General features: G+C 72.1%; 9 protein-coding genes. 8 read left to right on the forward strand and 1 reads right to left on the reverse strand.

Going from position 1 to position 8285, the window contains the following annotated elements; all coding sequences use genetic code 11:
* The 7 genes from INE98_RS14520 (at nt 1) to INE98_RS05170 (ending at nt 5333) form a co-directional block, all read left to right on the forward strand.
* The gene (locus tag INE98_RS14520; RefSeq protein WP_367120166.1) at nt 1–174 is read left to right on the forward strand and encodes a DUF2304 family protein; all 174 of its coding nucleotides are present in this window, start codon (nt 1–3) and stop codon (nt 172–174) included.
* Nucleotides 167–1105 carry an NAD-dependent epimerase/dehydratase family protein gene (locus INE98_RS05145; RefSeq protein ID WP_293537128.1) on the forward strand — a complete coding sequence of 313 codons (939 nt, stop codon included), beginning with the start codon at nt 167–169 and terminating at the stop codon, nt 1103–1105. Before INE98_RS14520 ends, INE98_RS05145 begins: the two co-directional genes overlap by 8 nt.
* Nucleotides 1106–1162: 57 nt before the next feature.
* A complete protein-coding gene (locus INE98_RS05150) occupies nt 1163–2560 on the forward strand; it encodes a hypothetical protein (protein ID WP_293537130.1) in 1398 nt (465 codons plus the stop codon).
* Entirely contained in the window at nt 2557–3273 is a 717-nt protein-coding gene (locus INE98_RS05155) for a hypothetical protein (RefSeq protein ID WP_293537132.1), read from the forward strand. The genes INE98_RS05150 and INE98_RS05155 overlap by 4 nt, the downstream gene beginning before the upstream one ends.
* Nucleotides 3270–3641: a hypothetical protein gene (locus tag INE98_RS05160; RefSeq protein WP_293537133.1), complete on the forward strand. Its 372-nt coding sequence runs from the start codon at nt 3270–3272 to the stop codon at nt 3639–3641. Before INE98_RS05155 ends, INE98_RS05160 begins: the two co-directional genes overlap by 4 nt.
* 61 nt (nt 3642–3702) lie before the next feature.
* Nucleotides 3703–4539, forward strand: coding sequence for an ABC transporter permease (locus INE98_RS05165; protein ID WP_293537135.1), 837 nt, complete (start codon nt 3703–3705; stop codon nt 4537–4539).
* The gene (locus tag INE98_RS05170) at nt 4536–5333 is read left to right on the forward strand and encodes an ABC transporter ATP-binding protein (RefSeq protein WP_293537137.1); all 798 of its coding nucleotides are present in this window, start codon (nt 4536–4538) and stop codon (nt 5331–5333) included. The genes INE98_RS05165 and INE98_RS05170 overlap by 4 nt, the downstream gene beginning before the upstream one ends.
* On the opposite strand, the gene INE98_RS05175 is transcribed toward INE98_RS05170, so the two are convergent.
* Nucleotides 5290–6933, reverse strand: coding sequence for a hypothetical protein (locus INE98_RS05175; RefSeq protein WP_293537138.1), 1644 nt, complete (start codon nt 6931–6933; stop codon nt 5290–5292). The genes INE98_RS05170 and INE98_RS05175 overlap by 44 nt on opposite strands.
* An 87-nt stretch (nt 6934–7020) precedes the next feature.
* On the opposite strand from INE98_RS05175, the gene INE98_RS05180 reads away from it, so the two are divergent.
* Nucleotides 7021–8285, forward strand: a 1265-nt coding sequence (locus tag INE98_RS05180; RefSeq protein ID WP_293537140.1) for a glycosyltransferase, incomplete at its 3' end; no start/stop codon positions are given.

Genomic DNA, 8285 nt, shown 5'->3' on the forward strand with positions numbered 1-8285 from the left:
ATGGTGGGCGTGGGCCGCGGCGCGGATCTCGTCACCTACGCCACGACCCTCATCCTCTTCCTGACGGTGGTGGCGGCCATCATGCGCGAACGCCGGTCCAATGACGTCCTGACCCTGCTGGTGCGGCGGCTGGCCATCCAGCAGGCCCGGTTCCCGGACCCCCCCGGTGGCTGAGTCGCCGAGGCGCGCGCTGGTCACCGGCGGGGCGGGTTTCATCGGCCGCGCCCTGGCCGCCCGACTGTTGGGTGAGGGCGCCGAAGTCACCGTGCTGGACGACCTGTCGAGCGGGGATGCAAGCCGGCTGGACCGGGGCGCCTGCCTGATGGAGGGTTCGGTGACGGATCCGGGCAGGGTCGCCGAGGCGATGGCCGGCGCCGACGCGGTCTTCCACCTGGCCGCCATCGCCTCGGTAGCCAGGTGCAACGAGGACCTGGCGGCCTCGCACCGGGTCAATCTGGGGGGCTTCGTCAATGTGCTGGAGGCCGCTGCGGCCCGAGAGCAGAGGCCGGCCCTGGTCTACGCCTCCTCCGCAGCCGTCTATGGCGACAACCCGGAAACCCCGCTGCGGGAGGACGCAAGGCCCCGTCCCCTGTCGCCCTATGGCGCCGACAAGCTGGGCTGCGAACTGCACGCCTCAGCCGCAGCGACCGTCCTGGGTCTGCGGTCGACGGGCCTGAGGTTCTTCAACGTCTACGGACCCGGGCAGGACCCGGGTTCGCCCTATTCCGGGGTGATCTCCCGCTTCCACAGGGCGGCGAGGCTCGGGGAGGGGGTCACCATCTTCGGCGACGGCGGCCAGACCCGCGACTTCGTCTTCGTGGACGACGTGGTGGAGGCCCTGCTGTCGGCGGCGGCCCGCGAAAAGGGCGAGGCGGCGGAGGTTCTGAATGTCTGCACGGGCCGGGAGACGACGGTCCTCGACCTGGCCGCCAGGCTGGCGCGACTGACGGGGAAGACGATGCCCGTGGCCCATGCGCCGGCCCGGGCGGGGGATATCCGCAGGTCTTCGGGCGACCCCGCCAGGCTGGAGGCGATTCTGGGCCGCCGACCGGGCACGGACCTGTCGGCGGGCCTGGCGCAGCTTGTCGAGCGGGGCGGGGACTGATGGACACGGACCGGCGCCCGGGTCTGAGCCTGTGTTCGCCCAGGAAGCGAGGACGTGATGTTTCGGAAGGTTGAAACCCCGGGCGGCGGCGTCGCCCGCAATCTCTACGCCGGGACCCTCGCCGTCGGGCTTCTCATCGTTCTGGCCGCCGGGCTGCCCGGACACATGACCACCGATTCGGTGATCCAGCTGGCGGAGGGGCGCGCGGGCGAGCAGCGATCCTTCAATCCGGCCTTCATGTCCTGGCTGCTCGGCCGTTTCGACAGCCTGCTTTCGGGGACCGCCCTCTTCGTGGCCTTCAGCGTCGCCCTGCTGTTCGGAGCCCTGGCCGCCCTGCCGCGCCTCGCCGGGCGGGTGCACCTCCTGGCGGCGCCCGTCCTCGCCCTCGTGATCCTCTCTCCCCAGGTGCTGATCTACCAGGGGGCGGTCTGGAAGGACGTCTTCTTCGCCAACGCGGCCATCGCAGGGACGGTCCTGCTGGCGATCTCGGCGGAACGCGGCGCCCTAAGGGGTGCAGGGCTCGCGGCATGGGTTTCCGGGCTCGTCCTTCTGGTGGTGGCCGCTCTTGTCCGGCAGAACGGGGTCCTGGCCCTGGGCGCCGCCGCCCTGGCCTTCGGCCTCGCCGCCGGATTCCGGCACAGTTGGCGACGTGGACTGGGCGCAACTGCTGCGGTTCTGACGGCCGGACTGGTTCTCTTCCTTGCGGTGGGACTGGTCATGACCCGCGTCATGCCGTCCACTTCGCCGCAGGCGGCCGGAGCTGGCCTGAGGGTGATCCAGCACTTCGACCTGGTGGGCGTGGCGGCTCGGGATCCCAATGCCTCATTCGCCCCGCTCGAGGCCGCAGACCCTCGAGCGGCGGCTACGCTCCGGAGCCTTGCCCCCCAAGGCTACAACCCGGAACGGGTGGATACGATCGGCAACGCCCCAGGCCTGGGCGAGACACTTTGGCAGACGCCGGAGGGCGCCGTAGCCCGGACCTGGACACACGTCGCCATAACTGAATTCCCGGACTACGCGGCCCACCGGCTGGAGGTCTTCCGGCAGGCCTTCCTGACGCCGGACATCCTCGCCTGCCTGCCCGTGACGACGGGGGTCCAGGGGCCGGAGGCGGTGCTGGAGGAACTGGGCATGCCCTCCCGCCAGGACCGGCGGGACCATGAGCTCTACAACTATGCGACCTGGTTCTTCGACACGCCGGTCCTGTCGCACCTGACCTACGCCCTCCTGTCCCTGGGCGTGATGGCGGCCCTGGTGCTGCGGGGTCGGCCCTCGGACTGGGTGATGGCGGGACTGCAGGCAGGCGCCCTCGCCTTCGCCGGCAGCTTCCTGGTCATCGCCCTGGCGTGTGATTACCGCTATCTCTACTTCCTCGACCTCGCCGCCCTGTTCGGCCTGGTCCACCTCGCCCTTGACCCGCCGTGGGCGGCCATCCGGAGACGGTTCCAGACATGAAGACCCCGACCCTCTTCCTCCGCCCGACCCCCTTTTCAGGTCCGGCCGCCGTCGCCCTCGCCGGCCTGCTGGTCCTTTCCGCCTGCGACCAGCCGAAGCCCAGGCCTGAGGCGGCGGCCGAGGCTCCCGCCGCCAAGGTGCGCCCGCCAAGGGCGCCCGAGCCCATCGCCTGGGATCCGGCGCAGAAGGCCTTTGTCCTCGACGGCAAGGCCCTGAAGGCCGCGGCCCTCTGGACCTTCGAGACCGGAACCGAGGACTTCCAGGGCGCGGGATCGACCCTGACGGCCCGGCCGGGCGGCGGACTGGACGTCAAGGGCGACCTCTTCGACCCCATCGTCCGCCTGCCCAAGGATCTGTCGATCAACGGGGCCGGTTCCAATGCGGTGCTGGTCCGGATCACCCGCAACGCCGACACCGACCGCTGGGACGGCTCGCTGTTCTGGACCACCGCGGCGCATGGCGAGGACGCCGGCTTCGCCACCAAGCCCATCCGGGGGGCGGACCCGGCGGTCGGGGAGACCACCCTCATGGTCTATGACCTCGCCCAGCCGAAGAAGGGCGGGGACGACTGGACCCGCTCGACGATTACCGGCGTCCGGCTGGACCTAGACGACTCTGCGGGCGGCGAATTCACGATCCACCAGGTCGCGATCGTCAGCATTCCCGGCGGCGCGGCGCCCCCGGCCGCGGCGACACCCCCGGCGGCCCCGTGATCCGGTCCCTCTCGGGCCTGGACCTCGCCCTCTGCCTAGCCTTTTCCCTCGCCCTGCCCGCCGGCCAGGTGCTGTTCAAGCTGGGGGCGGAACACACCCGGCAGGTGGAGGGGGGGCTGCTGGCGAAGGTGATCCTGAACCCTCCGCTCATCGGGGCCTTCGTCTGGTATGGCCTGACCTCCCTGCTCTGGGTCTACATCCTGACCCGGGCGCCGCTGAGCCAGGTCTATCCCTTCTCGATCCTCGGCGCGGCCCTGACCCCCGTCCTGGCGGTCCTCCTGTTCCGGGAGTCCCTGCCTCCGCAGGCCTGGTTGGGGTATGTCGTCATGCTGGCCGGCTTCGTGCTGGTGATGCGGCCGGCGGCCTGACCGCACCCGTGTTGCGCCGCCGAATCCGACCTGTTACCTCCGCCCCGACCCGGGAGCGCTGATGGATATCGCCGAACACATGCTGCGCACGGGGTCCCGGGGGTTCCGGGATGACCTGGCCCGGGCGGTCGACGACCTGTCCCGTTCGGTGAAGGGCCTGGGCCTGTCCTGGTCGCTGGCCTGGCACGACGTGGTCTCGCGCTATCGCGGCTCGATCCTCGGTCCCTTCTGGATCACCCTGTCCATGGCCGTCATGGTCCTGGGCATCGGCTTCCTCTACGCCGAGCTGCAGAACATTCCGCTCGCCACCACCCTGCCGTTCGTGGCCCTGGGCATCGTCTTCTGGGGGCTGATCTCCCAGACCGTGATCGAGGGCTGCGAGTCCTTCGTCCAGGCCTCGGGCATGCTGAGCCAGACCTCCCTGCCCATGCTGACCTTTGTCTGGCGCACGGTCCTGCGGAACCTGGCGGCCCTCCTGCACCACCTGGTGATCGTAGTGGGCGTGATCGCGGGCTTCGGCCTGTGGCGGACGATGGACCTGCCCCTGGCCCTGGCCGGGGTGGGCCTCGTCCTGGTCAACGTGTCATGGATGTGCCTGCTGACAGCCATCATCTCCGCCCGGTTCCGGGACATCCCGCAGATCGTCATGTCGATCATGCAGTTCTCCATGTTCATGACCCCGGTCTTCTGGCAGCCGGGCGAGCGCGTGGGGCTGATGGACGTGGTGCTGACCTGGAACCCCTTCTTCCACATGCTGGACGCGATCCGGGCGCCCCTGATGGGGGTTGCGCCCGAGGCCTCGACCTTCTCGATCCTGGTGGTCATGGCCCTGGCCGGCTGGGCCGTCGCCTTCGGCCTCTTCACCGCCACCCGGCGCCGGATCGTGCATTACCTATGAGCCGCAGCGCCAAGCCCCCGACAGCGCCCCCCCGGCCGGACCAGGCCTTCATCAGCGTGCGCGGCCTGACCCTGCGCTTCCCGGTCTATGGCTATGACGCCAAGTCGCTGAAGAAGCACCTGGCCCGGGTGGCCGTGGGCGGACGGCTGGACCAGGCCCGGCATGGCTCGACCACCGTCACCGCCATCACGGGCCTGGACCTGGAGCTGAGGGCCGGCGACCGGCTGGGCCTGATCGGTCACAACGGCTCGGGCAAGACCACCCTCCTGCGGGCCCTGTCCGGCGCCTACGAGCCGGATGAGGGGCAGATCGAGGTGCGGGGCAAGATCGCGCCCCTGCTGGACCTGTCCCTGGGCATCGACCCCACGGCCACGGGCCTGGAGAACATCCGCCTGCGCGGCCGGATCGCCGGACTGTCCGCCCGGCAGGTGGAGGAAAAGCTGGACGAGATCGCCGGCTTCACGGGGCTGGGCCCCTTCCTCGCCATGCCGCTCAAGACCTATTCGGCGGGGATGCAGGCGCGGCTGGCCTTCGCCGTGGCGACGGCGGTGGACGCCGACGTCCTGCTGATGGACGAGTGGATCGCGGTCGGCGACGCCGATTTCCAGAAGATCGCCCACCAGCGCCTGCTGGGCCTGGTGGAGAGGGCGGGCATCCTCGTGCTGGCCTCCCACGACCTCGACCTGATCCGGCTCTATTGCAACAAGGTGATGCGGATGGACGCCGGCGTGGGCTCGGAGGTGGTGTCCATCAAGGCCCTGGACGAACTCCTGGCGAGGCCGTCAGTCCGCTGAAGACCAGGTCGCGGACCTCTGCGCCGCGGGCGGACCGGGAGAGGGACAGGACCTCGCCGGTCTCGAAGGCGGCGAACAGGGCCGCCTCGTCCGCGAACACCCGGCCCGGAAGGCCCGAAGCGACCTGGGCGGCGATGTTCCCGCTGTCGGGTCCGGTCAGGACGGCGGCGCCGGCGGCGGCGGCCTCGAGCGCCGTGAAGCCGAAGGTCTCGGCGCAGAGGGACCAGGCCAGGGCGACGTCCACGCCCTCCCGGACCAGGGCGTCGCGCATGGCGTTGGGCGCGGCGGCGCTGACCCGGGCCTCGACGAAGGCCATGCCGGCATAGCCCGCCCCCTGGGCCCCGAACTGGACGAAGGCGTAGCGGGGATCGCCGGCGAAGCGCTCGACGAGGTCGCGGAAGACGTCCCAGCCCTTGTGCGGGACCGGGGCGCCGGGGAAGGCCACGCGCAGGACACCCTCCGAAGAGGGAGGCGTCAGGGCGTCCGTCACCTCGCCCAGGGCGGCGAGGGGCAGGACCCGGGCAGGGACCTCGGTCATCCCTGAGGCCCGGCGCCAGAGGTCCAGGGCGACCTGGGAGGGCGCCAGGACCTCCAGTCCGAAGGCCTCGATGAGCCGCCGGTGGGCGTCGGCGTGCAGGGCCCGGCGGGGGCCATAGAGGCACACCCCGCAGGCGGCGCTGGCGGCGGGCGGTGCGCCGCAGTCCACCAGGTCGTCGCGCATCAGGTGGACCCCGGCGCAGAGGCTGGCGAAATCGTGCAGCCAGAAGACACCCTTTGCGAAGCCGCCGGCGTGCAGGACCTTCTCCACGGCGGCGGGGTCGTGGCCGAGCAGGCTGTGCAGGGCGAAGGTGCGGCGGCCCGCAGCGGGAAGGGTCTCCGCCAGGGCGGCGCCGACGTCCTGTGCCGTCCAGGCGCCCCAGGCCTCCCCGGCGAGGGAGACGCCGACGGGGCCGCCGCCGTCCTCGCGCAGGGTGGGCCAGGTGTCGACGGGATAGAGGTGCAGGCCGCTCACGCCCTGGGCGGCGAAGGCGGCGTGCTCGCGCTGGACGCAGAGCTGCAGGCCGCCCACGTGCCGGAAGGCGTCGTCGTGGCTGACGGTGAGGTGCAGGTCGGCCAGGGCGGGGCCGAGGGCGGCGAGGCGGCGGACGAGGTCGTCGCGGGAGGCGGGGCGCACCCTGGGCCAGCGGGCGGCGGCGCGGTCGAGGCGGACCTTCAGGGGCTCCAGCAGGGCGGCGGCCCGGGCCGTGCGGCCCACGTCCCGGCGCGGCAGGCGGCCCTCGGCCTTGCCGGCCTTGAGCCAGTGCAGGAAGGGATTGATCCCGGCGGCCGCCACGTCCGGGTAGAGCTCCAGATAGTCGCGGACGCTGAATCCCGGGACGGGATCGCGGCCCTCGCGCCAGCCGTGGCGCAGAAAGTGGTCGGCGGGATCGGCGCCCGAGGCGGCGACGTCGGGGTTCATGGCCCGGTACCAGTCGGGGTCCATGGCGTCGGCGACCAGGGCGTCGTCGGGCGAGCGGACCGTCGCACGGGCGCGCGCCGCAAGGCCGGGCAGGCGGCTTCGGACGCGTCGGGCGAGGGTTCGCAAGGGGCTGTCGGTCACGCCGGTCTCCGGAAGACCAGACCTAGAACCCTTCGACGCCGACGGGAAGGGGTCGCCGGAGGGCGCCGGGGGGCTGTAGAAGGGGACATGGCCGCAGATCCGCCCCCATACAGCCCCCTAGGACCCACCGAGGTCCTGCGCCGGCTGGCGGCCGGGGCCCTGGGTTGGGTGCGCTCGATCCCGGCCCTGCACCGGCCGGTGCATGCAATCGCCGAACGGCTGGCGCGGCATCCGGCCGGGGCGCGGCTGATCCGCAGCGTGCTGGAGCCCCACGCCCTGGACCCCGCCGCCTACGTCCGCTGGATCACCCGCTGCGATACGCTGTCGGAGGCGGACCTGGCGGCGGCGCGGGCGCTGGCGGGGCGACTGGTGGCGCGGGGCCCCCTGATCTCGGTGGTGATCCCGGTCTTCGATCCCGACCCGGCGCACCTGTCGGCCGCCATCGCCTCGGTGAAGGCGCAGATCTGGCCGAAGTGGGAGCTGTGCCTGGCCGACGACGCCTCTCCCGGCGGGGCGGCCTGGGCGCAGCTGGAGGCCGCCGCGGCGGCGGACCCGCGCATCCGCATCGTCCGGCGGGAGGCCAACGGTCATATCAGCGCCGCCACCAACTCGGCCCTGGCCCTCGCCAGCGGGGACTTCGTGGCCTTCATGGACCAGGACGACCTGATCCCGCCCCACGCCCTGCTGGAGGTGGCGGCGGAGCTGGCGCGCCATCCCGGGACGGACCTGATCTACACGGACGAGGACAAGATCGACGGGCGCGGCCGGCGGGTGGAGCCGCACTTCAAGACCGGCTGGGACCCGGAGATCATGCTGTCCCAGAACATGACCAGCCACCTGACGGTGATCCGCCGCAGCCGGGTGACCGAGGCGGGCGCCCTGCGCGAGGGGCTTGAGGGCGCCCAGGACTGGGACCTCGTCCTGCGCATCGCCCGGGCGGCGGGACCGGGGCGGATCCGCCACATCCCGGCGGTGCTCTATCACTGGCGGCAGGCGGGCCGGACCTCCTTCTCGGAGACGGCCATGGCGCGGTGCAGGGCGGCGGCGGAGCGGGCCGTGAACGACCACCTGGCGGCGACGGGCCAGGCGGCCCGGGCGAAGGCGACGGAGTCGGGACCGGCCTGGCTGGAAATCACACGCGACCTGCCGGTCCCGGCCCCGAAGGTCACGGTGATCGCGCCGACCCGGGACCGGGCGGACCTGCTCGCGGCCTGTGCGAAGGGGGTGCTGGAGGCCACCGACTGGCCGGACCTGGAACTGCTGGTCGTGGACAATGACAGCGCCGAGCCGGCGACCAGGGCCCTGTTCGAGGCCCTGGCGGCGGACCCGAGGGTGCGGATCCTGCCGGCGCC

This window comes from Phenylobacterium sp., from assembly GCF_020253645.1.
Lineage (GTDB): Bacteria > Pseudomonadota > Alphaproteobacteria > Caulobacterales > Caulobacteraceae > Phenylobacterium.